At 42.6% G+C, this 25,597-nt stretch carries 23 protein-coding genes; 13 read left to right on the top strand and 10 right to left on the bottom strand.

Annotation, left to right across the window (positions count from 1 at the left end):
- Window positions 1-2 precede the first annotated feature (2 nt).
- A complete protein-coding gene (gene metH, locus KQP93_RS13340) occupies window positions 3-2,633 on the top strand; it encodes a methionine synthase (RefSeq protein ID WP_217874784.1) in 2,631 nt (876 codons plus the stop codon).
- A gap of 342 nt (window positions 2,634-2,975) precedes the next feature.
- On the top strand, window positions 2,976-4,016 hold the full coding sequence (locus KQP93_RS13335; RefSeq protein ID WP_217874783.1) for a GGDEF domain-containing protein: 1,041 nt from the start codon (window positions 2,976-2,978) through the stop codon (window positions 4,014-4,016).
- A gap of 40 nt (window positions 4,017-4,056) precedes the next feature.
- Here the strand turns inward: KQP93_RS13335 and KQP93_RS13330 are convergent, their stop codons facing one another.
- Together KQP93_RS13330 and KQP93_RS13325 are read right to left on the bottom strand one after the other, a co-directional pair.
- Window positions 4,057-4,254, bottom strand: coding sequence for a CsbD family protein (locus tag KQP93_RS13330; protein WP_217876792.1), 198 nt, complete (start codon window positions 4,252-4,254; stop codon window positions 4,057-4,059).
- 196 nt (window positions 4,255-4,450) lie between these two features.
- Window positions 4,451-5,218: a substrate-binding periplasmic protein gene (locus KQP93_RS13325; protein ID WP_055020661.1), complete on the bottom strand. Its 768-nt coding sequence runs from the start codon at window positions 5,216-5,218 to the stop codon at window positions 4,451-4,453.
- A gap of 168 nt (window positions 5,219-5,386) precedes the next feature.
- Here KQP93_RS13325 and hrpB point away from each other — a divergent pair, with 168 nt between their 5' ends.
- Window positions 5,387-7,807, top strand: coding sequence for an ATP-dependent helicase HrpB (gene hrpB, locus KQP93_RS13320; protein WP_217874782.1), 2,421 nt, complete (start codon window positions 5,387-5,389; stop codon window positions 7,805-7,807).
- Window positions 7,808-7,958: 151 nt separating this feature from the next.
- Window positions 7,959-8,396, top strand: coding sequence for an acyltransferase (locus KQP93_RS13315; protein ID WP_217874781.1), 438 nt, complete (start codon window positions 7,959-7,961; stop codon window positions 8,394-8,396).
- Window positions 8,397-8,400: 4 nt separating this feature from the next.
- Here the strand turns inward: KQP93_RS13315 and KQP93_RS13310 are convergent, their stop codons facing one another.
- Both KQP93_RS13310 and KQP93_RS13305 read right to left on the bottom strand, forming a co-directional pair.
- The gene (locus tag KQP93_RS13310; protein WP_217874780.1) at window positions 8,401-9,492 is read right to left on the bottom strand and encodes an alkene reductase; all 1,092 of its coding nucleotides are present in this window, start codon (window positions 9,490-9,492) and stop codon (window positions 8,401-8,403) included.
- A 98-nt stretch (window positions 9,493-9,590) separates the two neighbouring features.
- A complete protein-coding gene (locus KQP93_RS13305) occupies window positions 9,591-10,478 on the bottom strand; it encodes a LysR substrate-binding domain-containing protein (RefSeq protein ID WP_217874779.1) in 888 nt (295 codons plus the stop codon).
- A gap of 110 nt (window positions 10,479-10,588) precedes the next feature.
- On the opposite strand from KQP93_RS13305, the gene KQP93_RS13300 reads away from it, so the two are divergent.
- The 7 genes from KQP93_RS13300 to KQP93_RS13270 all read left to right on the top strand — a co-directional run bounded on the left by KQP93_RS13300 (window position 10,589) and on the right by KQP93_RS13270 (window position 18,411).
- Window positions 10,589-11,770 (top strand): MFS transporter, encoded by a 1,182-nt coding sequence (locus tag KQP93_RS13300; RefSeq protein ID WP_217874778.1) that lies wholly within the window; start codon window positions 10,589-10,591, stop codon window positions 11,768-11,770.
- A gap of 88 nt (window positions 11,771-11,858) precedes the next feature.
- Window positions 11,859-12,326 (top strand): nuclear transport factor 2 family protein, encoded by a 468-nt coding sequence (locus KQP93_RS13295; RefSeq protein WP_217874777.1) that lies wholly within the window; start codon window positions 11,859-11,861, stop codon window positions 12,324-12,326.
- Window positions 12,327-12,619: 293 nt separating this feature from the next.
- Entirely contained in the window at window positions 12,620-13,210 is a 591-nt protein-coding gene (gene betI / locus KQP93_RS13290) for a transcriptional regulator BetI (protein ID WP_217874776.1), read from the top strand.
- A 1-nt stretch (window position 13,211) separates the two neighbouring features.
- Window positions 13,212-14,675, top strand: a complete 1,464-nt coding sequence (gene betB, locus KQP93_RS13285; RefSeq protein WP_217874775.1) for a betaine-aldehyde dehydrogenase — start codon at window positions 13,212-13,214, stop codon at window positions 14,673-14,675.
- Window positions 14,675-16,345 (top strand): choline dehydrogenase, encoded by a 1,671-nt coding sequence (betA, locus tag KQP93_RS13280; RefSeq protein ID WP_217874774.1) that lies wholly within the window; start codon window positions 14,675-14,677, stop codon window positions 16,343-16,345. Before betB ends, betA begins: the two co-directional genes overlap by 1 nt.
- Window positions 16,346-16,474: 129 nt before the next feature.
- Window positions 16,475-17,692 (top strand): BCCT family transporter, encoded by a 1,218-nt coding sequence (locus KQP93_RS13275; protein ID WP_217874773.1) that lies wholly within the window; start codon window positions 16,475-16,477, stop codon window positions 17,690-17,692.
- An 11-nt stretch (window positions 17,693-17,703) separates the two neighbouring features.
- Window positions 17,704-18,411: a TorF family putative porin gene (locus KQP93_RS13270; protein WP_175082308.1), complete on the top strand. Its 708-nt coding sequence runs from the start codon at window positions 17,704-17,706 to the stop codon at window positions 18,409-18,411.
- A gap of 77 nt (window positions 18,412-18,488) precedes the next feature.
- Here the strand turns inward: KQP93_RS13270 and KQP93_RS13265 are convergent, their stop codons facing one another.
- The 3 genes from KQP93_RS13265 to KQP93_RS13255 are packed head-to-tail and all read right to left on the bottom strand — an operon-like array spanning window position 18,489 to window position 20,843.
- Complete coding sequence (locus tag KQP93_RS13265) at window positions 18,489-18,704, bottom strand: hypothetical protein (RefSeq protein WP_054562273.1); 216 nt, start codon at window positions 18,702-18,704, stop codon at window positions 18,489-18,491.
- Window positions 18,705-18,752: 48 nt separating this feature from the next.
- Complete coding sequence (locus KQP93_RS13260) at window positions 18,753-19,643, bottom strand: dienelactone hydrolase family protein (protein WP_175079996.1); 891 nt, start codon at window positions 19,641-19,643, stop codon at window positions 18,753-18,755.
- A 48-nt stretch (window positions 19,644-19,691) separates the two neighbouring features.
- Entirely contained in the window at window positions 19,692-20,843 is a 1,152-nt protein-coding gene (locus tag KQP93_RS13255) for a hypothetical protein (RefSeq protein WP_175079995.1), read from the bottom strand.
- A 127-nt stretch (window positions 20,844-20,970) separates the two neighbouring features.
- Between KQP93_RS13255 and KQP93_RS13250 the strand changes: the two genes are divergently transcribed.
- Together KQP93_RS13250 and KQP93_RS13245 are read left to right on the top strand one after the other, a co-directional pair.
- Entirely contained in the window at window positions 20,971-21,435 is a 465-nt protein-coding gene (locus KQP93_RS13250) for a MarR family winged helix-turn-helix transcriptional regulator (RefSeq protein WP_217874772.1), read from the top strand.
- Window positions 21,436-21,521: 86 nt separating this feature from the next.
- A complete protein-coding gene (locus KQP93_RS13245; RefSeq protein ID WP_062566739.1) occupies window positions 21,522-22,271 on the top strand; it encodes an RIO1 family regulatory kinase/ATPase domain-containing protein in 750 nt (249 codons plus the stop codon).
- Window positions 22,272-22,303: 32 nt separating this feature from the next.
- Here the strand turns inward: KQP93_RS13245 and KQP93_RS13240 are convergent, their stop codons facing one another.
- The 3 genes from KQP93_RS13240 to KQP93_RS13230 all read right to left on the bottom strand — a co-directional run bounded on the left by KQP93_RS13240 (window position 22,304) and on the right by KQP93_RS13230 (window position 25,588).
- Window positions 22,304-23,716 carry a family 43 glycosylhydrolase gene (locus KQP93_RS13240; protein ID WP_217874771.1) on the bottom strand — a complete coding sequence of 471 codons (1,413 nt, stop codon included), beginning with the start codon at window positions 23,714-23,716 and terminating at the stop codon, window positions 22,304-22,306.
- A 250-nt stretch (window positions 23,717-23,966) separates the two neighbouring features.
- The gene (locus KQP93_RS13235) at window positions 23,967-24,437 is read right to left on the bottom strand and encodes a hypothetical protein (RefSeq protein WP_217874770.1); all 471 of its coding nucleotides are present in this window, start codon (window positions 24,435-24,437) and stop codon (window positions 23,967-23,969) included.
- Complete coding sequence (locus KQP93_RS13230) at window positions 24,437-25,588, bottom strand: PepSY-associated TM helix domain-containing protein (RefSeq protein WP_217876791.1); 1,152 nt, start codon at window positions 25,586-25,588, stop codon at window positions 24,437-24,439. The genes KQP93_RS13235 and KQP93_RS13230 overlap by 1 nt, the downstream gene beginning before the upstream one ends.
- Between the last annotated feature and the right edge of the window lie 9 nt (window positions 25,589-25,597).

Below are 25,597 nucleotides of genomic sequence, written 5' to 3'. Positions count from 1 at the left end.
ACATGACTGACCAAATTGCTGTATTTACTAACGTCGGTGAGCGTACCAATGTAACAGGCTCGGCTAAGTTTAAGCGCTTGATCATGGAAGAAGATTACGAGACCGCTCTCGACGTTGCCCGTGAACAAGTAGAAAATGGCGCGCAAGTGATTGATATCAATATGGATGAAGCCATGTTGGATTCGAAAGCGGCGATGGTAAAGTTTTTAAACTTAATTGCCTCAGAGCCTGATATCTCAAAAGTACCTATCATGGTCGACTCATCTAAATGGGACGTGATTGAAGCTGGCTTAAAGTGTATTCAAGGTAAGGCCATTGTTAACTCAATTTCACTTAAAGAAGGTGAAGAGCCGTTTATACGCCAAGCTAAAATAATCAAACGCTTTGGTGCTGCTGCGGTGGTTATGGCGTTTGATGAAACCGGGCAAGCAGAAACTGCTGATCGTAAGTTCGATATCTGTCAGCGTAGCTACAATATACTTGTTGATGATATTGGCTTTCCACCAGAAGACATTATTTTTGACCCGAACATTTTTGCCGTCGCAACGGGCATTGAAGAACACGATAACTACGCGGTTGAATTTATTGAAGGTACGCGCCGAATTAAGCAAGGCTTACCGCACTGTAAAGTGTCGGGTGGTGTATCGAATGTGTCGTTCTCGTTCCGTGGTAACAACCCAGTACGTGAAGCTATTCACTCAGTGTTTTTATACCACGCGATTAAAGCAGGTATGGACATGGGCATTGTAAACGCGGGCCAATTAGCGGTTTACGACGATATCCCCGAAGAGCTGCGTAAAGCTGTAGAAGATGTGATCCTCAATACCGACCCAGGTGCCGGTGAGCGACTTGTTGAACTTGCACCCAAATACTCTGGTATGGCGCAAGCAGAGAAAGTTGAAGATTTAGAATGGCGTACCTGGCCTGTTGAAAAGCGCCTTGAACATGCACTAGTAAAAGGTATTACCGAATACATCGATGAAGATACCGAAGAGTGCCGCAAGAGCAAAGCTAAGCCTATCGAAGTGATCGAAGGCCCGCTTATGGATGGCATGAATGTAGTAGGTGACTTATTCGGTGCGGGTAAAATGTTCTTACCTCAGGTTGTTAAGTCAGCTCGTGTAATGAAGCGCGCCGTTGCCTATCTTGACCCTTTCATTGAAGCTGAAAAAGAAGAGGGCGCAACTAACGGTAAAGTGGTTATGGCAACCGTTAAGGGCGACGTACACGACATTGGTAAGAACATTGTAGGCGTTGTACTGCAATGTAATAACTACGAGGTTATTGACCTTGGAGTGATGGTGCCGGCAGAGAAAATCTTGCAAACCGCCATAAACGAGAAAGCTGACATTATAGGTTTATCAGGACTGATTACCCCATCACTTGATGAAATGGTGCATGTTGCGAAAGAAATGACTCGTCGTGGTTTTGAATTACCGCTACTGATTGGTGGTGCAACAACTTCTAAAGCGCATACCGCGGTTAAAATTGAGCCTCAGTATGATAAAGGTGTGGTCTACGTAAATAATGCCAGCCGCGCTGTGGGTGTGGTTTCTAATTTATTGTCGAAAGAGTTAAAGCCGGCATTTTTAGAGAAAACCAAGGCTGAGTATGAAAAAGTACGTGAACAACAAGCGCGTAAAAAACCTCGCTCAAAACCCGTTACTTTACAGCGTGCTCGCGACAATGCAGTAAAACTTGATTGGGACAACTACACGCCACCAGTACCGAAAAAGCTGGGTGTGACTGAGTTTAAAGATGTTTCGATTGCGACGTTAAGACAGTACATCGACTGGACACCTTATTTCATGACGTGGTCAATCGCTGGTAAGTACCCACGTATTCTTGAAGATGAAATTGTTGGTGAACAGGCTAAAAGCTTATTCGCTGATGCTAATGCAATGCTTGATGAGCTTGAGCAATCAGGTGCGCTACAACCTTTAGGTGTCATTGGTTTATTCCCTGCAAACCGAGTAGGGGATGACATTGAGATTTACACCGATGAGTCGCGTACAACGCTTTTAACTACATCGTGTCATTTACGTCAGCAAACAGAAAAAACTGACTTTGCTAACTACTGTTTAGCTGATTATATTGCGCCAAAAGGCACCCCTGATTACTTTGGTGCTTTTGCGGTTACCGGAGGTCTTGAAGAAGATGACCTTGCCGATGCCTTTGATGCCCAGCAAGATGATTACAACAAGATTATGGTTAAAGCCGTAGCAGACCGTTTGGCTGAGGCATTTGCGGAGTACTTGCATGAGCAAGTGCGTAAAGAGTATTGGGGCTATGCGGTAGATGAAAATCTATCGAACGATGAACTTATTCGTGAAAACTACCAAGGTATTCGCCCAGCGCCAGGTTATCCTGCTTGTCCTGAACATACAGAGAAGAAGAAAATCTGGCAGTTACTTGATACCGAACAGCGTATCGGCATGAAGCTAACAAGTTCATACGCAATGTGGCCGGGTGCGGCGGTTTCTGGTTGGTATTTCTCTCACCCTGAAGCTAAGTACTACGCAGTGGCGCAAATTCAAAAAGATCAGGTTGAAGATTACGCTAAGCGTACCAACATGACTCTTGCAGAAGCTGAGCGTTGGTTATCGCCTAATTTGGGCTATGAGCCAGAATAATAACCTTTAGTTATTAGCTTCTGTTTAAATTAAAAACGAGCCCCAAATGGCTCGTTTTTTTATGCCCATTTTTTATCACGCTTTTTTCTTTTTAATTGCTTTAATACTGGCAAATTCCTTCTAATTTATATATTTGTGTTAAAGTTATACCAATTCGCTTAATAAAGTGGTCTATTTTGAGGCAATAAAACCTCGTTGATAGCAAGGCAAAAATTTCGTTATTTAGTTGTTCTAAATAAGAAATTTTTAACGCAGGTAGCGGCAGGTTTAATCCCTCAAAATGATTAAGTATTATTGCGGATTGGTATTATTAAGATTGATCAAGAAATCTAAGGTGAAATTGTGATTGATACAGTGAATGCGAGTGAGAAAGATAAAGCGCGATTTTTACGTGTTTTTGCATTTATTGGTTCGATCACCTCGTTTTTAATGGCGATCACCAGCTATCAAGATGGTTACCACCCCCTTAGCTATTTATTAATTATTGGCGGCTTTGTGTTTGCCTCACCTTTCGTTATTAAAAATCGTGACGAAACCATCGCAGTACTTATGCTGTACGCCCTCTATTCGATGATGTGTTTTTTAATTGTTTCTGGGGGGAGTAATGGCACTGGGCCATTGTGGCTGTTTATTGTATCCCCCGTGACATTTTTTATTCGTGGTTTAAAGCGCGGAGCATTTGATCTTATCTTGCTTGCCAGTATTATCTCGGTGCTTTTCTATTTTACCGATCAATTTGGTTATTACAGTTATCCGAGTCACTACTTTCCTACACGTGTCATGCTGTGTTTCTCGATTTTATGTATTTTGGCCGGCTTCTATGAATATTACCGTAACAAATACAGCTTGCAGTTAATGGAGCAACTTAAACTTAATCAAAAACTTGCTCGCACTGACGCGATGACAGAACTCGCTAACCGTCGCTACGCAACAGAATGCTTGCAAGATAAGCGCTTTGGCGAAGGGGCAGTGTTCTTGCTGATGGATGTTGATAACTTTAAACAAATCAACGACACCTACGGTCATCAAGTGGGCGATGAGGTGCTAATATTTTTCGCTGATGTATTTAAGAACGTGTGCACAGAAGAAGATGTTATTTCCCGTTGGGGCGGCGAAGAGTTTTTAATAGTGATCCCAACAGGGCATGAGCTTAGAGCCAGAAAAGTCGCTGAAAAAATCCATAAGAAGCTCGCTGAAAAGCCATTTACGAGCGGCCTGCATCGTTTTCATGTCACCTTAAGTATTGGCTTGTACGTGCGTGTCGCTGATGAGAGCATGGATCACTGTTTGAACATTGCCGATAAACGGCTTTACCGCGCTAAATCGCAAGGTAAAAATCAAACGGTTGCTGAAGTCGATTTAGCAAAGCATGAGCCAGCTTGATAAATAAAGCCGCAATTAGCGGCTTTATTAATTGCACAAATTAATGGCTTTTTTCTAAGTCGCTTACTTCACGCTCAGCTTCTTCCTTCGATTTACCGTATTTTTGCTGAAGTTTACCAACCAGCTCTTTACGGCTACCTTCAATTTTATCTAAATCATCATCGGTAAGGTCACCCCATTTACGTTGTGCTTTACCTTTAAGCTCTTTCCAGTTGCCTTCTAAACGATCGCTGTTCATCATAATCTCCTTACTTTGTTAAACATTCATCTTAGTAAGAGCAATCGCTGTACCAATTTGGTGAAATTTATTAACTGATTGATTTATAATTGTTTTATGCTTTTACATATAATGAGTGGAATTTATAAGTTTGCAATTACTACGTAGTTTTTAGAATCAGCCTGTAATATTTTCTGTTGCGCTAATTTTTAGATGCTTAGTGGCTCTTAGATGTGTAGCGATTGATTATCCGCGTGTATTCTTCAGTTGATTTTAGTTTACGCAAGTTCTCGTTAAACAGGTCTCTTAAGGCTTCGTCTCGAAATAAAAAGCCACTGGGGTTTTTGCCAAATAACGCAAATCGTTGCACAGGTTTAGAGACATCAATTTCGTCATTGATATTAATTAACGCTCGATAATAATCAAAAATTTTACCGTCCATCTGGATCACCTCGTAGCGCTCTCGATACAAAAGCTGTACTTGTGCAAGTTGATCATAGGTTTCTGCGTATTGTGGGTTTTCTCTGGCCATTGCTTGATATTCTGGTGTGAGTAATTCTTTTGCACCTTGCCATGAAAGAACACTAAAGTGTTTTAATTGTGCAATAGAGCTAAGCTGCAGGTTTTGCTTGGCCAGACTAAAAGCGAAGTTCTCGTAGCTGTAAGCAATATCTGAAAAGTAACCGCTCATTTGATGGGTTTCGATAACTTTTTCATTAATATCAGACACAACATCAACTAAGTTCTCAGTATACAAAGGGATCCGTCTTGCATAGGGAACGTAGACAAAGTGTATTTGATAACCGTGAACACCGAGTGTTGCACGAAGTAAGTCAGGAATAATGCCTGTGTTGTCTTCAACCATCACCCAAGGTGGTAGTGTATTGCCAAGTGCAACCGTAATTTTTTGCTGACTAAACGCTTTTTGAAACGGGAAAACTAAAAGTAGCAAGGTGATTAAAATACGGGTGTAAATCCTGAACAAGTTAATTCCTTATTCTGATTATTGTTTAGTCGTTTAATCAAGAATAAGTCTAAACTGGCAGAATGCAATGTTTTCACTTCTAAAGCCGAGATAGAAAATAAGCCTATAACCATCGCAATTTTTTGTTTTTTGATACAATGCGCGAAAAGAATGTAAGAGATACCTAACGTGCTGCCAGTTCAAGATATTTATCAATCCCTGTTAACCACATTACAGAGTAACCCAATGGCTTTATTGCAAGCGCCACCGGGAGCGGGTAAATCGACATGGCTGCCTCTTACCCTAATGCGCGAAGGTCACTTTAAACGCATTGTTATGTTAGAGCCAAGACGACTGGCCGCACGCAATATTGCCCAGTATTTGGCAAGTCAGCAGAATGAAAAAGTCGGTAACAGTGTCGGCTTACGCATTCGTGGTGAATCAAAAGTAAGTTCTGCAACTAAACTCGAAATTGTCACCGAAGGCATGTTGACGCGTATGTTGCAAAATGACCCAGAGCTTAGTGATGTAGACTTACTTATTTTTGACGAGTTTCACGAGCGCTCAATTGCCGCAGATACGGCTTTGGCATTTGCCCTCGAAACACAGGCGGCACTTCGCGATGATTTAAAAATCTTACTGATGTCGGCAACCTTAGACGGCGATCGTTACAGTGAGTTTTTCAGCTGTCCGATTATTTCATCACAAGGACGAAGCTACCCCATTGATGAAGTGTATATTCCACTTAAAGACGAAAGCCGTTGGCTTGATGACATACCTGCACTAATAAAACAGGCGCTTAGTGAGCAAACGGGCTGTGCTTTAGTATTTTTGCCAGGGCAGCGTGAAATCATGCGCGTTCAGCAGTCTTTAAATGATTTAGTTGATAGCGTCGAAGTATTTAGCTTGTATGGTGAGCAAAATAAAAACGAGCAACAAGCTGCTATTGCGCCCGCTAAAACTGGCAAACGCAAAGTAGTGTTAACCACCAATGTCGCTGAAACCAGTTTGACCATTGAAGGAATACGCATTGTGGTTGATAGCGGCAAACGCCGTGCTGCCAATTTCAATTTAAAAACCGGTGTCACTGAGCTTGTTACGCAAAGTATTTCTCGTTCTTCAGCCATACAGCGCGCTGGTCGTGCTGGGCGAATTGAGCCGGGGGTTGTGTATCGATTAGGCTCTAAACAAACTTTTGAGCGCCGTAACAGCCATGATGCGCCAGAAATTCTGACCAGTGATATTAGTCAATTGTTATTAGAGGCAAAGCAGTGGGGGGCATCACTTGCTGAGCTTAGCTTACTCGACCCACCTAGTAGCCAGCAGGTTAAACAGGCAACGGCACTTTTGAAAATGCTCGAAGCCATTGATGAAAATGAAAAGCTGACACCCCTTGGTAGTCAAATGCTGAGCTATGGAGCCGATATTCGCCTCTCGCACATGCTCATTAAGGCAAAGCAACTAGAGCAGCGTACGCCTGGTATTTATGTATTAGCGGGGTATTTAACTGCACTGCTTGAAAGCCGCATTAGTATGCCAGCGGATCTTAATTTGGCATTGCATAGCCAGCACAGCAAACCGCACCCAGTATTTAAGCAGCAATTAAATTATTGGCTATCGCGCTTGCAACTCAAGCCGGTTAATGAGCTTAAAACAGAGTACTTGTCGCTGCTGGTGGCGCTTGCCTTTCCTGACCGCCTAGCCAAAAAGCGCGGTAATGGTTATTTACTTGCCAATGGTGCAGGCGCCGATTTAAGTGAGGAGTTTTGGCATAACGATGATTATATTGCCATTGCGCATATGGGCGGCCATAAGGGAAACCGTGTTTTTGCTGCTGTTGCCTTTATGCCAAGTGAGCTTGAAGATGAGCTTTCGCATTTATTTACTGAGCAAACTCGCTGCGAATACGATGAAAAAGCAGGGCGTTTTATCCATCAAGATGAGCTAAAGCTCGGTGCTATCACCATAGCGAGTCAACCAAGTAAACAGCCCCTAGATAAGAGCGAGCGTACTAAAGCGTGGTTAAACTTATTTAGTAAGCAGGGCTTTTCGTTATTTAATGAACAGCCCGACAGTGAGCAGTTACTTATTCGAATGAGCTTGGCAAGTAAGCTGTTACCAGAGTCATTCCCGCTTTTAAATCAAGATGAATTAATTGCCGATAACCAATGGCTTGCACCTTATTTGGATGATATTAAAAACCTTGAGCAATTAAAAAAGTTCAATTACAGCGAAGCAATTAAAAGCTGTTTTGATTGGCAGCAGCAAAGCCTATTGAATGAACACCTGCCCTTGCGATTAACTGTGCCAAGTGGTTCAAATGTAAAAGTGACCTATCAGCTCGATGGCCCAGCAAAGCTCAGTGTGCGCATGCAAGAAGTGTATGGCATGACCAGCACGCCTTTGCTTGCGCAAGGTAAACTGCCGTTATTAATGGAGTTATTATCACCAGCGCGGCGACCGCTGCAGTTAACTCAAGACCTAGCTAACTTTTGGCAAACGAGTTACCGCGATGTGCAAAAAGAAATGAAAGGGCGTTACCCAAAACATTTTTGGCCAGACAACCCCGCCACCAGCCAAGCGACTAATAAAGTAAAAAGTAAGATGTGACTTTAATGAAGCTGAGTGCTTAGCTCAGCTTCATCACCAACCTTAGATCTGCGCGCTTCATAAACCGTTACAATTTCAAGCCTTGTTTTGGTTTCTCTTTTGTTGGTTGTTTAGTAGTCTGAATTAGTCATTAGTAAAAAAGAGAAAGCCGGTGTCTGCAGCTATTACCCTTGCTCAATACGTTAAAAAACGCACAGGTGTGCCCCTTGGGCATAAAGATTCGTTGCGCAATATGCTGACACGTTCTCTAGGTGCTAGCTCATTTTATTTATTTTGGCGATATTGGAACCCGGTCTGGAGCTATTATTTGTCTCGCTATGTGATGAAGCCTTGTAATGACATTATGCCGGCTTGGTGTGCCCTTGTTGTGACTTTTGCAGTCAGTGGGGCGCTGCACGATTTAGCGGTGAGTTTAGTGAAGTTAAAGCCAATATTCTTTTTTACTCCTTGGTTTACTGTGATGGGCATTTTGGTATTAGTAAGCAAGCACAGCCAACTCCAGTTTAGCTCTGCTCCTTGGTGGTTAAGAGCGCTCGCCAACATCAGCTTTATTGTGCTGGGCTATTGGTTGACGAGCCACCTTTTTTAGCGCGTTACTGCGTTGCTAAAGGGTAGTCAGTGTAACCTTTAGCACCGCCTCCAAATAAGGTATCTGGATCATGCTTCGCAAGTTCAATGCCTTGTTCAATACGAGCTGGCAGGTCAGGGTTTGCAACAAACGGGCGACCAAAACCTATTAAATCAGCCCAGCCTGCGGCTAGTGCTTGCTCTGCTTTCTCGCCAGTGTATTTGCCCGCATAAATCATTAATCCAGCATAGTTTTCACGTAGCGCTTGCTTAAAACTTTGCTCCATTAAAGGCGCATCATCCCAATCAGCTTCAGCAATGTGCAAATAAGCAACGTTAAGGTCATTGAGTACTTTTGCTGCGCCAATATAGGTTTCAAATGGGTTATCATCGACCGTCCCATTGAGGGTTGTGAGTGGAGCAAGGCGTACGCCAACACGCTCAGCGCCAATTTCATCACAAACCGCTTGTGTCACTTGTTGTAAAAAGCGTAAGCGGTTTTCTAAACTGCCGCCGTATTCATCAGTGCGTTGGTTTGACTCTGAATCAATAAATTGATTAATTAAGTAACCATTGGCAGCGTGAAGTTCAATACCATCAAACCCTGCATCAACTGCATTACGGGCTGCTTGGCGGTATTCGTTTATAACCTGTTTGATGTCGTCATGGCTCATTGCGCGAGGCTGTGCTGTGGCAACAAAGTCGGGTTTGTCATCTTCATCAATAAAAACTTTAACGTTTTTAGCGGCAATAGCAGATGGCGAAATTGGTTGCTCGCCACCTGTATTACTTGGGTGAGATACTCGGCCAACATGCCAAAGCTGAGCGAACATAATGCCACCAGCTTGATGAACTTTGTCGGTTACTTTCTTCCAGCCAGCAATTTGCTCGGCAGTATAAATACCCGGTGTCCAAGCATAACCCTTACCTAGGGCTGATATTTGTGTACCTTCGCTGATAATTAAGCCGGCGCTGGCACGCTGTGCATAGTAGTCGGCCATTAACTCATTGGCGATATCACCCGGTTGTGATGAGCGAGAGCGGGTCATCGGTGGCATAACAATGCGGTTTTTTAATGTATGACCGGCAAGTTGTACGGTATCGAATAATTTGTTCATTACGGCTCCTTGAAAGCGAATATGCTTTCAGCATAACGAAAATCATTTATGAAATTAATGCCACTAATCACAAAACACTTTTGTTAAAAATGCAAAAACTAGAGCGTTAACCTTGGTGCTATAAAGTCTAAAAACACTAATACTCGTGATGACACACCGCTGTTTTGATAATACACCGCATGCACTTTTTCGCGGCGATTAGGGCTCAGTACCTCGCCTTCGAGCACTTTTATTAAACGGCCTGCTTTTAAATCTTCGTTGATCATAAATTCCGACAACAAGGTAATGCCATGACCTTGAATACAAAGCTGGCGCACAGTTTCACCACTTGATGCACTGATTGAAAATTTAAGGTCTAAAGGCGTGGTTAGTGGCCAGTGATTTAAATGCGGCGCATCGGTAAAACCAATAAGCTGGTGCGAGGCTAAGTCGGTTAGCTCATTTAATGGTGGTGCCGCTTTTAAATAATCAGGGCTGGCAACGAGCTGTAGTTTACTTACACCTAAAGTGCGTGCATGCAAGTTTGAGTCAGCGAGTTCGCCAATACGAATAGCAATATCGGTTTTATGCTCAAGCAAATCGATAATGTTGTCGTGGCTGGTGATCTCGAGTTTTATGTCAGGATAAGCTTGGGTAAAGGCTTTTAAATGTGGTGCTAATTGATGAAACACAAAAGGACTTGCGGCATCGACTCTTAATTTTCCTGATGGCGCACAGTGCAGAAGCTTTAAGGATTCTTCGCCTTGTGCTAGCTGACTCAGTGCTTCTCTAGCATAGCCTAAAAATAACTGGCCTTCTTCGGTAAGCTCAATGCGCCTTGTGGTGCGGTTAAATAAAGTAACGTTTAAGGATTTTTCGAGCCGAGTTACCGCCCGTGATATTTTTGCTACTTGCTCATCTAAGGCATTGGCTGCACTTGAGAACCCGCCGGTATCAACCACGCTAATAAATGCTTCTAAATCTTGGGTGTTGGAGATCACGCTCATGGCTTTACCTTTTCATTTCTGACAAAAGTATTTTGTCACTACTGCTATTTTTTGCAAATTTAATTTTAGCCACAATAGCCGCACTTTCAAAATTAAACAGAGGATATGTGATGCCAATAGCATTACTTGCGTTAACTCTCAGTGCGTTTGCCATAGGCACCACTGAGTTTGTGATTGTCGGCTTAGTGCCAACCATCGCTGATGATTTAGCGGTTTCGTTACCGAGTGCTGGGCTACTTGTTAGTTTGTACGCATTAGGTGTTGCGGTGGGGGCGCCAGTATTAACCGCGCTTACCGGACGCTGGAATCGAAAGCATGTATTACTTAGTTTAATGAGCCTATTTGTAATCGGTAATTTACTGGCTTGGCAAGCACCTAGTTATGGCAGTTTGATCACAGCAAGGGTTCTAACAGGCTTTGCCCATGGGGTGTTTTTCTCAATTGGTTCAACGATCGCAACAGGGCTTGTCAGTAAAGATAAAGAAGCCAGTGCCATCGCGATTATGTTTACAGGTTTAACGGTTGCATTAGTAACCGGTGTGCCATTAGGAACTTGGATTGGTCAGCACTTTGGTTGGCGAGCGACCTTTTTAGTGGTGTCTTTACTGGGCTTAATTGCACTTGTTGGTAGCGCGTTTTTAATTCCGAGTAACTTAAAGCAAAGTAAATCCGCTACTTTGGGTGAGCAGCTAAAAGTAATGGTGCAACTTAGGCTTTTACTGGTGTACTTGATGACCATACTTGGTTATGGCGGCACATTTACTGCCTTTACATATTTAGCGCCCATTCTAGAGCAGCAAACTGGTTTTGCATCAGCCACCATCAGCTTAATCATGCTGGTATATGGGGTATCGGTTGCTGTTGGTAATATCTACGGCGGTAAGTTAGCCGATAAAAAAGGCCCGATTAGTGCGTTGACTATTATCTTTAGTGCTTTAAGTATTGTGCTCTTGGTGCTGACCTTTACCATGCAATCTAAAGTCGCTGCGGTACTCACCATACTCGTATGGGGGACATTTGCGTTTGGTAATGTGCCTGGGCTGCAAGTTTATGTGGTTAAACTTGCCGAAAAGTTCACCCCGAATGCCGTCGATGTGGCATCAGGGTTAAACATTGCAGCGTTTAATATCGGTATTGCGCTGGGCTCAGTGTTAGGTGGTGTTGTCGTTGAAAACTACTCATTGCAAGACACTGCTTGGATTGGCGCTATCATCAGTTTAGCTGCGTTAATTGCAACACGATACAGCGGTTATTTAGATAAACGCGAGACCCCAAAGCCACAAACAGCTTAAACTAAAATATTGATAGTTGGGGGCTTTGTCGTTATTTTAGATTCGTAGTTTGATTATTAGTCAATAACTAAAACCACAAGGAATAACGATGAAGCACCTTTATTTTCTGGCTATTTGCCTGTTGAGCACATTTAGCAGCCAAGCAAAGCAAGCTAACCCAGAGCTCACAGCATTAGCACAACAGTACTTTAATACCATGGTTGCAACACAAGCACCCAATGCCACCAACAAAGAGTTAGAAGCCTTTTTAGCTCTATTAACTGACGATGTAGCAAACCAACACTTACCTTATCAAACAGATGATGCAAGAGAGCCAGATGGCAAAGCGATGATGCGTAAAGGCATGACTTTTTACCTTGGGGCACACACTGAATACCAAGCAAACTTACTCGATACCTTTATTTTTAATGATTCTGCCATTGCCTTGCGTTATACCCATCATGCTAAAGGTACACACCCGCAAAACCAGCAAGAAATTGAATACACGCAGACCATTATGGATGTGCTCGAAATCGAAGATGGCAAGATAGCGGTTATTCGTAAATACCACGAATGAGCTTAACTTAACTTTTAGCCTAACATGAGCGCTTTTATAAGCGCTTTTTTATTAAAAATACGCCTGCAATAAATATTCTCTTTTTTCCGCATTTCAGCCTAAATTCATACTTTTTAGGCTTTATTTTGAATAAATTTAAAACTTTTTTATATATCTGATAATGAGCGTAAGAACAGTGGGTTAGCTTAACTTACGAGTGTAACTTTGCGGCTGTTTACAATTTGTCAACCTTGAATTGCCATGCTCATTACCTTAACCTTTATTTTAATTGAACGTTCAATCAATAAAAAATTATGCCGAAAGTTGGAATGGAACCTGTTCGTCGTCAGCAGTTAATTGACGCCACAATAGAGTCGGTTGCAGAGCTTGGTTTGCAAGGCACCACCATAAATAGCATTAGTAAAAAGGCAGGCTTATCGTCTGGTATTATCAGTCATTATTTTGGTGGTAAGCAGGGCTTAATTGAAGCCACTGTGCGTTATTTATTGACCAGCTTAAAGCAAGCACTTTTGAATCAAGTAACGCCACAAACTAGTCCAGAGCAACGATTAATGTTTATCGTTGAAGCAAACTTTTCGCGTATTCAGCAGCAAAGCAACAACACCAAAACTTGGTTGAGCTTTTGGGCACATTCAATGCACGACGCCCAGTTGCATCGCTTACAAAACGTAAATAGTAAACGTTTATTTAGAAACTTATTAAGCTCATTCAAACAGTTAATGAGCGATAGCGATGCCAATTTAGCTGCTGAGCTAAGTGCAGCCATGATCGATGGTTTATGGCTAAGAGCCGTATTAAGTAAGTCAGACCAAGATCAATTCGAAAATTGTGAGCGATTAGCCAAAGACTACATTCGTTCACTGATAAAACAGTATGGAGCCTAAAATGACCACACCTGTTTACGAAAATTTTATTAATGGCCATTTTTTAAAGAATCAAACTGGCGATACCTTTGCAGTTAAGAATCCTGCAACGGATGAAGTGATTTATCACGTTGAAATCGCTGATGAGTTTATTCAAAACGCGGCAATCGAAAGCGCAAAACAAGGGTTTGCAGCATGGTCTGCAATGACACCAATTGAGCGTAGCCGTATTCTATTAAAAGCCGTGGCAATCTTACGCGAACGTAACGATGAACTGGCAAAAGTAGAAGTACTTGATACGGGTAAGCCTTGGCAAGAAGCTGAGTGTGTCGATGTTGAAACTGGCGCCGATGTTATCGAATATTTTGCTGGTCTTGCTCCTGCGCAAGTGGGTCAGCAACAAATGGTTGGTAATGATTTTTACTACACACGTAAAGAGCCTTTAGGTATTTGTGCCGGTATTGGTGCATGGAACTACCCACTGCAAATTGCTTGTTGGAAATCAGGCCCTGCACTGGCTGCGGGTAATGCGGTTATTTTCAAACCTTCTGAAGAAACACCACTTGGTGCAATTAAACTTGCAGAGATTTTCATCGAAGCGGGTGTACCTGCTGGCGTATTCAACGTTGTGCAAGGCGCTGCTGAAGTAGGGCAATGGTTAACAGCAAACCCAAATATTGAAAAAGTGTCGTTCACTGGTGAAGTGGGCACAGGCAAAAAAGTAATGGCAAGTGCTGCTGGTTCACTTAAAGATGTAACCATGGAGCTTGGTGGTAAGTCACCGTTATTAGTATTTGATGATGCCGATGTATCACAAGCTGTTAGTGCGGCAATGCTAGGCAATTTTTATACGCAAGGCGAAATTTGCACTAACTGTACGCGCATTTATGTGCATAAAAATGTTTATCAGCAGTTTATTGATGAGCTGAAAACACGCACAGAGCAAAATATTATCGCTGGCGATCCAATGGATCCTGAGGTGAATTTAGGGGCGCTTATCTCTAAAAAACACCAAGAGCTTGTACTTGGCTATATCGATAAAGGTATTCAAGAAGGCGCAACCTTATTAACCGGCGGTAAGGCACTGTCACCTGCATCGGCGCCAAACGGCTACTTTGTGGAACCGACCGTTTTTGTCGACTGTAATGACGACATGACCATAGTTAAAGAAGAGATCTTTGGCCCGGTAATGAGCGTGTTGGTGTTTGATGATGAAGATGACGTTATTCAGCGTGCAAACGATACCCACCTAGGCTTAGCCGCAGGCGTGTTCACTAAAGATATTCAGCGTGCACACCGCGTGATCCACCAGTTACAGGCCGGTATTTGTTGGATAAACAGCTATGGTAATTCACCTGCAGAAATGCCAGTAGGTGGTTACAAGCAATCAGGTATCGGCCGTGAAAACGGTATCGAAACTTTAGATCACTATACCCAAACTAAATCGATTTATGTGGGTATGAGCAATATAGAGAGTCCATTTTAATGAGTACACAGAACTATGATTACATCATAGTCGGTGCTGGCTCAGCAGGCTGCGTGTTGGCAAACCGACTATCAGCAGACCCTTCTAATAAGGTGTTATTACTTGAAACGGGCGGTAGTGATAAAAGCATTTTTATAAAGATGCCTACCGCGCTATCAATCCCAATGAATACTGACAAATATGCATGGCAATTTCATACCGAGCCAGAGCCATATTTAGATAACCGTCAAATGCACTGCCCACGAGGTAAGGTGTTAGGTGGCTCATCATCGATTAACGGCATGGTCTATGTACGTGGTCATGCCAAAGATTTTGATGAATGGCAGCAACACGGCGCTAATGGTTGGGATTACCAAGCATGTTTACCGTACTTTAAGCGTGCGGAATCATTCTACTTAGGTGGTAACAGTTACCGTGGCGATAACGGCCCATTAGGGGTTAATAACGGTAATGAAATGGCTAATCCGCTTTATAAAGCCTTTATCAAAGCGGGCCAACAAGCAGGTTATGCGCAAACTGATGACTACAATGCAGCCCAGCAAGAAGGTTTTGGGCCAATGCATATGACAGTTAAAGATGGCGTAAGAAGCTCTGCTAGCCGTGAGTATTTAGACCCAGTTAAGTCACGTAAAAACTTAACGCTAGTCACCGGTGCTTTAGCTGAAAAAGTTTTGCTAGAAGGCAAAAAAGCCGTGGGCGTTGAGTATTCAGTATCTGGCTCTAAGCAGCAAGCATTTGCAGCAAAAGACGTTATTTTAAGTGCGGGCCCAATTGGTTCACCGCATATTCTGCAATTATCGGGTATTGGTGATAAAGACATCCTGAGCGAAGCGGGTGTTGAGGTTAAACACCACTTACCAGGTGTTGGCCAAAACTTACAAGACCACTTGGAGTTTTACTTCCAATATAAGTGTAAGCAACCAATTACTTTAAACGGCAAATTAGGCCTTGTTTCAAAAGGGCTAATTGGTGCTCGTTGGTTATTAAATCGCTCAGGTTTAGGGGCGACTAACCATTTTGAATCATGTGCATTTATTCGCTCAAAACCGGGTGTTGAATGGCCAGATATTCAGTATCACTTTTTACCAGCAGCCATTCGTTATGACGGTAAGAGTGCCTTTGATGGTCATGGTTTCCAAGTTCATGTTGGGCATAACAAACCAAAAAGCCGTGGTGCAGTAACGATTAAGTCAGCGGATCCTCAGGTTGCGCCTAAGATCCAATTTAACTACTTACAGCATCAAGATGACATTGAAGGCTTTAGAGCTTGCGTACGTCTAACTCGCGAGATTATTGAGCAAAGTGCGTTTGATGAGTATCGCGATGGTGAAATTCAACCCGGTAAAGATGTTCAAAGCGATGAAGAAATCGATGCTTTTGTTCGTCAAGCGGTTGAGAGTGCTTACCATCCGTCATGTTCGTGCAAGATGGGTGAGGACGAGATGGCCGTGGTTAACTCGCAAACTCAAGTACACGGTATCGAAGGTTTACGGGTTGTGGATTCATCTATCTTCCCAACCGTTCCAAACGGTAATTTAAATGCGCCAACCATTATGGTGGCAGAAAAAGCGGCGGACCACATTTTAGGTAAGCCTGTGTTATCGGCATCAACTGCAGATGTTGCTATGGAAAAACAATGGCAATCAACGCAGCGTAGTTCGGAGATCTAATAAGGCCACCCGCAGTTTCGGCTGTGGGGCTTGCAGTGGCGCGCATCACGAGTTGTTTGTGGTGCGTTAATGCGAGGAATAAAACTGGAGAAACAATGAAGTATTATTACTTATTTTGGGGGGGTAACTATGACCTTTTGGCTTAGTGCTGGCATCATTTTTACCCTGTTAGCAATTGCGGTTATTTTATTTAAATGGGGTACGGTTAGGTGTGTTGGCGTCACACCGGTTAGAACGTTTACGTTCATTGCAATTTTATTTACATCGGGCCTAGACGTTGGCTTGATTATGTTTCCACTGACAGAGTTTGCAGGTTATGCAGACATAAAAGCAAGCCCAGAGTATGCGTTTGCCAATCCTCTAGCCATTGAATTTGGTTATTGGGGCTTCTTGATCTGGGGATTTTATTTCCTTACGTGCTTTTATTTCTGTGTAATAGAACCCAAAGTAAAGTTCTTTGAAATTGCTTGGGTAAAACTAATTAATAACATCGTTATTATTGGTACGTGCGCATTTACTGCATTTTTACTGCTGTCGAATTTACCTTGGTATTTGCCGTCGCTTGGTGATGGTGAGTCAATTATTCCGACATTCTACTTAATGGTGTTTGCAGCGATTTGTTTTGCTGTTTATTCGAGCACAGACATTAAGTATGTACGCTTTTTAAGTATTTCTACTACTTGGTTGTTTATCGCTTTAATCGCATTTATGTGGTTCGGTGCCTTTGTTGGTTCTGATGCACAAACATCAGCATTTGTTGATAACCTTGCGTTGATCGGCGGTTACTTTGGCAATATCAATGAATTTATATTACCGCTGAATGATTACCATGCCTTCTACCTGTTTTGGTGGTTTGCTTGGAGCATCATGATTGGTCAATTTACCTCACGTTTTGTGGGTGGTTTAAAAACTTACCAAGTTCTGGCGGCTATGTTGATTTTCCCGTCTATTCCAATCGCTATCTGGTTTAGTGTTTTGTATCAATATCATGAAGCGGGTATTGCAACAGCAGGCCTGAAAAACATCGCTATGGTGTTTGTTGGTGTGGTGTTTGTGATCAACTCACTTGATTCTTTGATCCGTTTATACACAGATAACCTAAACTTAACGGTGAGGCGTTTAGGTAAATTTAATTATATTGCCTTGAATGTGGTGGCGCTTTCATTATTAACCCTGCTGTTTAAGTTCGACTTTTTACAGATCCAATGGGTTGGTGCGCTCGTTATTGCGTTATTTTTCGGCTGTGCTGCGTTTATTGGCTACAGCAAGTTAAAAACAGTGAAAAATATCGAAGGTTCACCAAAAGACAATAAATTAGATTACACAAAAATAGAAACAGTTAGCTAAGGGAAACCAACATGACAACAAGACAAACAGTATTAGCAGCAGCGTTGCCATTGGCATTACTATCGACATCAGCCATGGCTGACTTATCGACTACGGTTACATTGGCATCAGATTACACCTTCAATGGTGTAAGCCAAACTATGAATGACCCAGCGATTCAGGGCAGCTTAGATTATGCCTTTGCAGATTCAGGTATGTATGTAGGTACCTGGGCTTCAAATGTAGATTTTGGCGATGGCACAGACATCGAGTGGGATGCGTATTTTGGTAACTATGCTGAGCTAACTGACACCCTTAGTGTTGATTATGGTATTGCTTACTACTCATACCATGGTGAAGATTACTCAAGCGATGGTAATTATTTTGAGACTTATGCAAAGTTTGGCTATACCAATAGCCTAGGTTTCACAGAACTTAACTTCTGGTACGCTTGGGATTACTTTGGTACCGATGCAGGGCATGTGATTTCTATGGTTGCCCATACCTTTGAAATTGCGCCAAATCATGCAATTCGTGCCAGCTTTGATATTTCTAACTCACTCGATGGTAATAAGTTTGCTTGGGATGGTAATGATAAGTCGTACAACCATTATCGTTTAGCCTATCAAACAAGCTTTGCAGGTTTTGATTTTGAGCTTGCTGGCGAAAATACCAGCCTTGACTGGGATACCGCAGATGAGCGAATTGTCGCGTCTATTTCACGTAGCTTTGATTTATAAGTAGAGCGTTATAATCTCGGCTTTAAAATGAAACGGCTAACCTTGTTTAGCCGTTTTTTATGCCTAGAATATAAGAATTAAATTTCTTCGCCTTCGTGTTGCATTGCTAAATCATCAAGCTCTGCAAGAGTGTAATCAAAACCACTGGTATCGACTTCGTAGCGTATTTTTACGCCATAACCACCTTGGCAAAGACTCGCAGTGACTTTAGCCACCGACCAGTGTTTAAGCTTGTTTAAAAACCGATTGGCGGTTTGCTGTGAGTCAAAGCGATAACTGACTTGCGATTCCATCTATTTTCTAGCCTAAAATTTTTTCGAGAGTGTATGAAATTGCTCTGTTTAAATCAATTGCTCATTGAAAAAGGCCAATGTGCGTTGCCACGAAAGCTCCGCCTGTTTTTCATCATAACGAGATGTAGAGTCGTTATGAAAACCATGATTTGCTTGCTCATACATGTGCATAGTGTAAGGCACTTGATGCGCTTTTAAGTCGCTCTCGTATTCTGGCCATGTTGCATTAACGCGTTTATCAAACTCGGCTAAGTGTACAAGTAGTGGGGCTTTGATGTTTTGTCTGAGTTCTTTAACGGCCGGAGTGCCGTAATAAGGCACGCCCGCATCAATCAGTTTGCTATCAACTGCTGCTAGGTAGTTAACCATATATCCACCAAAGCAAAAGCCTACCGCACCAAGTTTGCCGTTACTATTTGGGTGTCTTTTTATGTATTCTGCTGCGGCGATAAAGTCTTGTTGGATTTTTTGTTTATCCATAGAGCGTTGCATGGCGCGGCCTTCATCGTCATTGCCAGGGTAGCCACCAAGAGGGTGTAATGCATCTGGCGCAAAGGCAATAAAACCGGCTTTGGCAAGGCGGCGAGCAACATCTTTAATATAAGGGTTTAAGCCCCTGTTTTCGTGGATCACTAATACTATTGGGAGCTTGCCCGTTAAATTAGCGGGTTCGACTAAATAGCCTTTACCTTCGCCATGACCTTTAAACGAATCAAAGGTTTTATAACTGGCTTTAATATCAGGGTCATTAAAGGATACTTGCTCAGCTAATGCGTAGTTTGGCAGTAAAGCGCTACTTAGCATTGCCATTGAATAACCAAGGGCGACTAAGCCACCCAGCTTTTTCATAAAGGTACGGCGGTCCATCAAGCCATGGGCGTATTCATCGTACCAATCGAAAGCTTCTTGGGGAATGTGGTTATGGCGTTGCTCAGTCATACTTATATCCTTTAAAAACGAGTTAGGTTTATAACTTTAGCTGAAATATCAGCGATTAACAGCCAGTTGCTTTGTTTGTATTACTACGTCCATAAAGCGGCGCTGCCAAATGGCCTTAAAGGCTTTGTTAAATAGGTATAAAAAAATCAACGGCATTAATAACAGTTTTAAAATCAGCAGTGACAAGATATTCAAAAAGTCGATAAATAAGTCTTCGACGGCTGCCACCATGTTGCTAATGCCAGAGGTGACGGTGTCGATAATTTTACTCACCTGCGACGATTGGTCTTGATTGAGTGATGCGTTAAGGTTTTCTAGTTGTTCGTTTAAGGCGTCTTTGTCTAAGTTCAGCTGTCTTTGCTGGTTTAGTACCGCATTAAACTGCGCTGTTAATTGCTGCTTTTTATCAAGTAATGGCTTTGCTTGTTCAAGCTCAGTAAAGGTCAGTCGCTCAGACAAGCTGCGGGTTGCTTGAATCGCTTCTATTTGGGCTTCGAGCTCTGCTAAATCACCTTTGAGCTCAGTGGCTCGCTGGTGGTTTTTAATCTGCTGCTCATTTAATAGAGAGAGCTTGTCGAAGATGGTTTGTTTTTCACTATCGACCTCAGCTTTTAGCTTGGCTGATAGGGCAGAGGTGTTATTTGCACTACTATTCACCGTCTCGACTTTTTCGCTCACGATTTCACTTTGCTGGTTTATTTGCTCATCTAAGAATATTTGGCTCACGAGGCCTGTTGTAAGCACCACAGCAGGCACTAAAAAGCGAATTAAAATTAAGCTCGCCATAATCTTATGACGTAAGTTAGGAAAATAGTTACGCCATTCACATATAAAGTAAGCGACGACCGAAACAGTAAAAACACCACTAAAAATAACCCCAGAAGAAATGGTGTATAAAATGCGCTGTAAAAATAACGAGCCTATAGCGAGGCGCATAGCATCCGACATGTATTCAGCTAAGTCATTGACTGGGTCGAGTAGTTGTGCAGGTTGAATACTCGCAATACCAATGCCCACTTCGGCTGATTGCAATAGCGATATAGCAGCATTAACTGTACGAGATGAAGCATACACTAGGGTTGATTGCACAAGGGCGCTGTCGATAAAGCGCATAATGAAATGGTTATAATGCTCTAGCCAACAAAGAAGTAGCAGTATTGTAAGAGATAAATACTTGATAATATGTTGTTTAGTTAGCATAACGCCCCCGACAGTTAGTAAGCTTGTTCACGCTACACTATTCATAGCCGTTGAAGCAATCTAATAGGATTGAATTATTTTGCCTATTAACTGTCTATGAATTGCTATTCATCGCTTTAGAGGAAATATGAAAGAACCTGCATCAATTGGCCAGTGCTGCATTGAAGATTTAGATCCAGTGCAAGACTTAGGTCGCTTAGTCTCTTACTTACGTTCAAACCTAGTGACTCATCTTGATAATGCTTTAGAGGATAAAGAGCTAACCTCGGCTCAGTACATTGTGGTTGTGCTACTTGCGCGTGGTAAAGTAAATACCTTGGCTGAGCTTTGTGAGCACATGATGTATGACCGCGGTGCCATGAGTCGGTTACTTTCTCGTTTAGAAGACAAGGGCTTAGTTGCAAAAAAGCAGTCAGTTGAAGATCGCCGTTCAACTCTTTTATGCCTCACAGAAAAAGGCCAACAGCTTTACCCAGAAATTTTACCCACTGTAAATGATATCTATCGCAAAGCACTTACAGGCTTCTCTGATGATGAGCAAGAGCAACTCGCAAACTTATTGTTTAGAGCAATTCATAATTTAAAAGCATAAATTTCTCTAAGCGGTACATTGTCGCTGTAGACGCATTTTGATAATATAGTTGCCTAGGCATTTAATTTTAACAAGTCCAGGTTGTTATGTTTGAATCATCTTTGCTTGCAGAGCTTCACGCTCAATTTCCAGCTCATCAATTTAGCCCAGAAGGTTTGTCGGTTGTTCACACAGGCCGCTTTGCCAATGCCATTGTTTATCGTTATAAAGACGCGAAATTTGATTTAATTATTAAAGATTTTCAGCACAGCCCATGGTGGGTGAGAAAAACAATCGCGCCGCTTTTTATCAATCAAGAGTACAAGGGGCTGGCACGCCTGCAAGACGTAGACGGAGTGGTTGATAACTTTTGCCGCTTGTCATCGATTGCTATTGCTTATGATTTTATTGAAGGCACGCCACTTCGCCAGCTTGCCTTGCAACAGCAGCATTTACCGAGTGAGTTCTTTAAAGAATTTGAGCGTTTGGTAGCAAAAATGCATCGCCGCGGCGTGGTGCACCTCGACTTACGTAATTTAGGTAATGTTATTTGTTCAAAAGATGGCAAGCCTTACATTATTGATTTTCAGTCCGCGATTCGCTTTGCACGCTTTCCGCGCTGGTTACAGCGTTTTATGCGTGGTGCCGATATGAGTGGGGTTTATAAAGCATGGCATAAGTTAGCCAAAGACTCGTTACCGCAAGCAAAGGCTGATTATTTGCACGACTTTAATCATGTGCGTAAGCGTTGGATTTTTAAAGGTTACCCGATTCAACGTGCCTATTTGTGGTGTAGTGGGGCAGTAACTCAGATTCTTAATTCTGAATTTGTTCGCAGTATATTAGATAGATTGTAAAAAGCGCGCTTGCACGCGCTTAGTGGGGAGAACTAGTATTTAGGCCAACCATTAGCATCCCAATTCAGGGTGCTGATGAGCAATTTAGGGGTACCATTATCACCTGCATCATAAGCATGACGAACAATCACATCGGTATTTAAAATGTCTTGTCTACCTGGACCTACCCATTGGCTATTACCCGCATCTAGAATGCTCCCGCCGCTAGCTAGCATGTCGGTGCCATTTTTATCTAGGTATGGACCGCGGATGTCACTAGAGCGACCATACGCAATACGGTAAGTACTATTCGTGCCATCACAGCATTTGCCAACTGAAACAAACAAATAGTAATAGCCTTGGCGATACACTATGGTAGGTGCTTCGATGCCACCAGAGCGACTTGCTAAAGAGTAGATTTGACCAAATGGTTTCATGGTCATTGGGTTAATACGCGTTAGTTTAATACCCGAATTCCATGAGCCAAAGGCAAGCCAAGGTGCACCATCTTTTGCTACCACGAGATCGGGGTCAATGGCGTTATAATTATTGCTATTGGTCGTGTTAATTACTAAACCATCATCACGCCAATCACCGGCTGCCACACTACTTGCTGAGGTAAGGCCAATAGCGCTAACACGTGAACCAAAGGTCGAAATCGAATAATAAAGCCAGCTACGACCATTGTAGCTTTTTAATTCAGGCGCCCAGACATCAATTCCATCATGATCTGGTACATAGTTACTCCACCAGCTTAAACCATTTGAGAAAATTGGCTGCGCATCATTCCAATCTACACCGTTGCTTGAATATTTACCGTAAATACCAGGGCCTGTTTGAAAAACCCACCAAGTGCCATTTTCATAGCCAAGGGTTGGATCGTGGGTGACTAAATTACCAGTAAGTGGCCAGTGATCTGCAGCGCCATTGGTTGTGGATGGATCCCAAGGGGTTGATTCAACATTAGCAAGCTTGGTTAGCTGCCACTGCTGTGCATCGCTGCCGTTGTAGCTCCACTGGCTAATATTAGCGCCATCGTTGCCATCAAAAGCATAAAGGTCGAGTGCCTTACCACTGTGATCGTTAATGAAGCTGAAATAGCCGCTACCTTCATCATTAATTTGCCAGTGTTGGCTGGCAAGATTAGCGTACTCATATTGCACCACATTGCCGCCATCGGCAGTCGAGAAGTCAAACACCTCTAGGGCTTTACCACTATTTAAGTTAATAACCGAATAGTTGCTGCCACCTATATTAGTAATTAACCAGCGCTGGGTGTCGTGATTCGTGTCAGCCCATTGACTAACATTCGCACCATCGTTGGTTTGCGCGCTGGCTACTTCAACAAACTTAGCACTGTACTTTGATTTAATGGTGTATACGCCATTATCAATCGCATAAGCATTGGGCAGTATGAGTGTTGTTGCCAAGCTGAGTGCAGCTAGGGCTTTTTTTGAAAGTATCATTGTGTCTCCAAATCATTGTTATTGAGCTTTCCTTGTGTGTTCTGCTCCTTGGATGAGTTTTGATCAACACCAACTCTCTTAAGAGGATTAGTGCAAATGAAAACTATTTATAATACTTTATTATATTATTACATTTGTAAAGGTGATCGGTAAAATAATTAACAAAAATTTTACCTTTAACTGTTTTGGAAGGGACTTTAGTGTTTAGCTGAGATACAAAAAAGCCACTCAGTGAGTGGCTTTTCGGATGTTATTGAGTAATAAACTGGCTGGGAATATCCCATTTGAGGGTATGCAGTTGGCCTTGCCAAGTTTGTATTGTGATCCACAGTTTATCATCAGCTGAGATGATTTTAGGGGCTATCGCGTGGGCGTGCTGACCATGATTGGTGCCATGCATTATGCCTTCTTCATCTTTAGCAAACTCCGTTAGTGCTAAAGGCGCTTGGCCAATGTTTAAATACGCCTGACGAACATTGCTTATGTCACCTTGATTAAAGGCGATAAAGAAATCTTTCACATACTCATTGTGGTGTGAGTACGGGGCATCTTCATTTAGTGGCATCGGGGCGATTTTAAATTCGCCCGCTTGTTGCTCTTGCCAAAGTGCAGGAAACTGAGGGTTTAATGACTGATAAATAAACCACACAGGCAAAGCCAGTACCACAGCATGTAAAAGATACTTTTTACGCTGCCACCAAGTTGCTTGTAAACGAGCCATTAGTTTGCCTCCTGAACGTTATTTACTGGCGCTGATTGGCGCGCTTTTACAGGTTTGTTATTTACTAATTTCGCGGCGTACATCATAAAGCCAGTGATCGACATACCACTTAAAATTAAACCAAAGATAAACCAAATAACCTTTGTCCACAGACCGCCAATATTACCGTAATGCAGCGGATCGGCGATATGTGAAAGGGTGAGTAATCCCGACATGGTTTCTGGGCTTTTGCTTGCTGCAATTTCACCCGTCCAAGGATTGATTGAGGTTGAGTAAGCGTAGTTATCGTAGAAAATAGTATCGCCACTACCCATGATATTAAACATGCCGCGGTTATGCTCTGGCAGCATCACATAGCTAGGTTTGAAATCTGGGTATTTCTCTTTGGTAATAGCCAGTGCCGCTTTTAAATCGGTTGGCGGTGTTTGTTTATCCGCAGGTAAAGTTGAAACCGCCACGAGCGGTGCGTGCTCTTCTATGTCTATTTCGTTATGCCACATGATGGCTTGCACTAAATACCACAGGCCTGTTAGTGCCATTACTGCCATAAACCAAATTGACCAAACGCCACTTAAGGTATGTAAATCTTTTAGAAAGGTTTTTTTACCTTGATTAAAACGTAGTTTTGGCTGGCTAAATGCACGCCAAAAGTTTTTATAAATCACTAAGCCTGTTACTAGTGCACCTAAAAGGACAAAAGCCATGGCGCTGACGAGGTAGTAACCTACGCTGTAACCTTCTTGCCAAGGGAAGAATAGCCAGCCGTGTAGGGTACGCATAAATTCAATGAATGAGATAGTGTCATTAACCGCTTGTACTTCGCCGGTGTATTGATTGACGTAAGCTACAGCATAAGGTTTGTCGGTATCAGTGAAAATAACCGCATTAACCAAGTAAGGCTCATAAGTAAGTACACTCATTACATCGGCAGTCGGGTAGGCTTTTTCAACGCTATTAATAACTTGATCAACACCAAGTGATGGTAAATCATTTGGGTTGTTTGCTCGTGCTTCACTGTTGGTCAGCCAAGTAAGCTCATGGCTAATAACCGACACAGTACCTGTGACGCAAATAAAGCAAAATAGCACCCATACTGGGAGCGAAAACCAACCATGTAGTTGGAACCAAAGACGTTTACTCATGGTAAAAATAGCCCGACG

This window comes from Pseudoalteromonas shioyasakiensis, from assembly GCF_019134595.1.
Classification (GTDB): Bacteria; Pseudomonadota; Gammaproteobacteria; order Enterobacterales; family Alteromonadaceae; genus Pseudoalteromonas; species Pseudoalteromonas shioyasakiensis_A.
The sequence above is the reverse complement of the archived record's forward strand: the minus strand, read 5'-3'. Positions and strand labels throughout refer to the sequence as shown.

What these genes read in the sequence shown, in the direction of transcription:
- metH (WP_217874784.1), top strand. Translation starts at nt 3, where the DNA reads ATGACTGACCAAATTGCTGTATTTACTAACGTCGGTGAGCGTACCAAT.
- KQP93_RS13330 (WP_217876792.1), bottom strand. Translation starts at nt 4,254, where the DNA reads ATGAACAGCGATCGTTTAGAAGGCAACTGGAAAGAGCTTAAAGGTAAA.
- KQP93_RS13310 (WP_217874780.1), bottom strand. Translation starts at nt 9,492, where the DNA reads ATGAACAAATTATTCGATACCGTACAACTTGCCGGTCATACATTAAAA.
- KQP93_RS13305 (WP_217874779.1), bottom strand. Translation starts at nt 10,478, where the DNA reads ATGAGCGTGATCTCCAACACCCAAGATTTAGAAGCATTTATTAGCGTG.
- KQP93_RS13300 (WP_217874778.1), top strand. Translation starts at nt 10,589, where the DNA reads ATGCCAATAGCATTACTTGCGTTAACTCTCAGTGCGTTTGCCATAGGC.
- KQP93_RS13295 (WP_217874777.1), top strand. Translation starts at nt 11,859, where the DNA reads ATGAAGCACCTTTATTTTCTGGCTATTTGCCTGTTGAGCACATTTAGC.
- betI (WP_217874776.1), top strand. Translation starts at nt 12,620, where the DNA reads ATGCCGAAAGTTGGAATGGAACCTGTTCGTCGTCAGCAGTTAATTGAC.
- betB (WP_217874775.1), top strand. Translation starts at nt 13,212, where the DNA reads ATGACCACACCTGTTTACGAAAATTTTATTAATGGCCATTTTTTAAAG.
- betA (WP_217874774.1), top strand. Translation starts at nt 14,675, where the DNA reads ATGAGTACACAGAACTATGATTACATCATAGTCGGTGCTGGCTCAGCA.
- KQP93_RS13275 (WP_217874773.1), top strand. Translation starts at nt 16,475, where the DNA reads ATGACCTTTTGGCTTAGTGCTGGCATCATTTTTACCCTGTTAGCAATT.
- KQP93_RS13270 (WP_175082308.1), top strand. Translation starts at nt 17,704, where the DNA reads ATGACAACAAGACAAACAGTATTAGCAGCAGCGTTGCCATTGGCATTA.
- KQP93_RS13265 (WP_054562273.1), bottom strand. Translation starts at nt 18,704, where the DNA reads ATGGAATCGCAAGTCAGTTATCGCTTTGACTCACAGCAAACCGCCAAT.
- KQP93_RS13260 (WP_175079996.1), bottom strand. Translation starts at nt 19,643, where the DNA reads ATGACTGAGCAACGCCATAACCACATTCCCCAAGAAGCTTTCGATTGG.
- KQP93_RS13255 (WP_175079995.1), bottom strand. Translation starts at nt 20,843, where the DNA reads ATGCTAACTAAACAACATATTATCAAGTATTTATCTCTTACAATACTG.
- KQP93_RS13250 (WP_217874772.1), top strand. Translation starts at nt 20,971, where the DNA reads ATGAAAGAACCTGCATCAATTGGCCAGTGCTGCATTGAAGATTTAGAT.
- KQP93_RS13245 (WP_062566739.1), top strand. Translation starts at nt 21,522, where the DNA reads ATGTTTGAATCATCTTTGCTTGCAGAGCTTCACGCTCAATTTCCAGCT.
- KQP93_RS13240 (WP_217874771.1), bottom strand. Translation starts at nt 23,716, where the DNA reads ATGATACTTTCAAAAAAAGCCCTAGCTGCACTCAGCTTGGCAACAACA.
- KQP93_RS13235 (WP_217874770.1), bottom strand. Translation starts at nt 24,437, where the DNA reads ATGGCTCGTTTACAAGCAACTTGGTGGCAGCGTAAAAAGTATCTTTTA.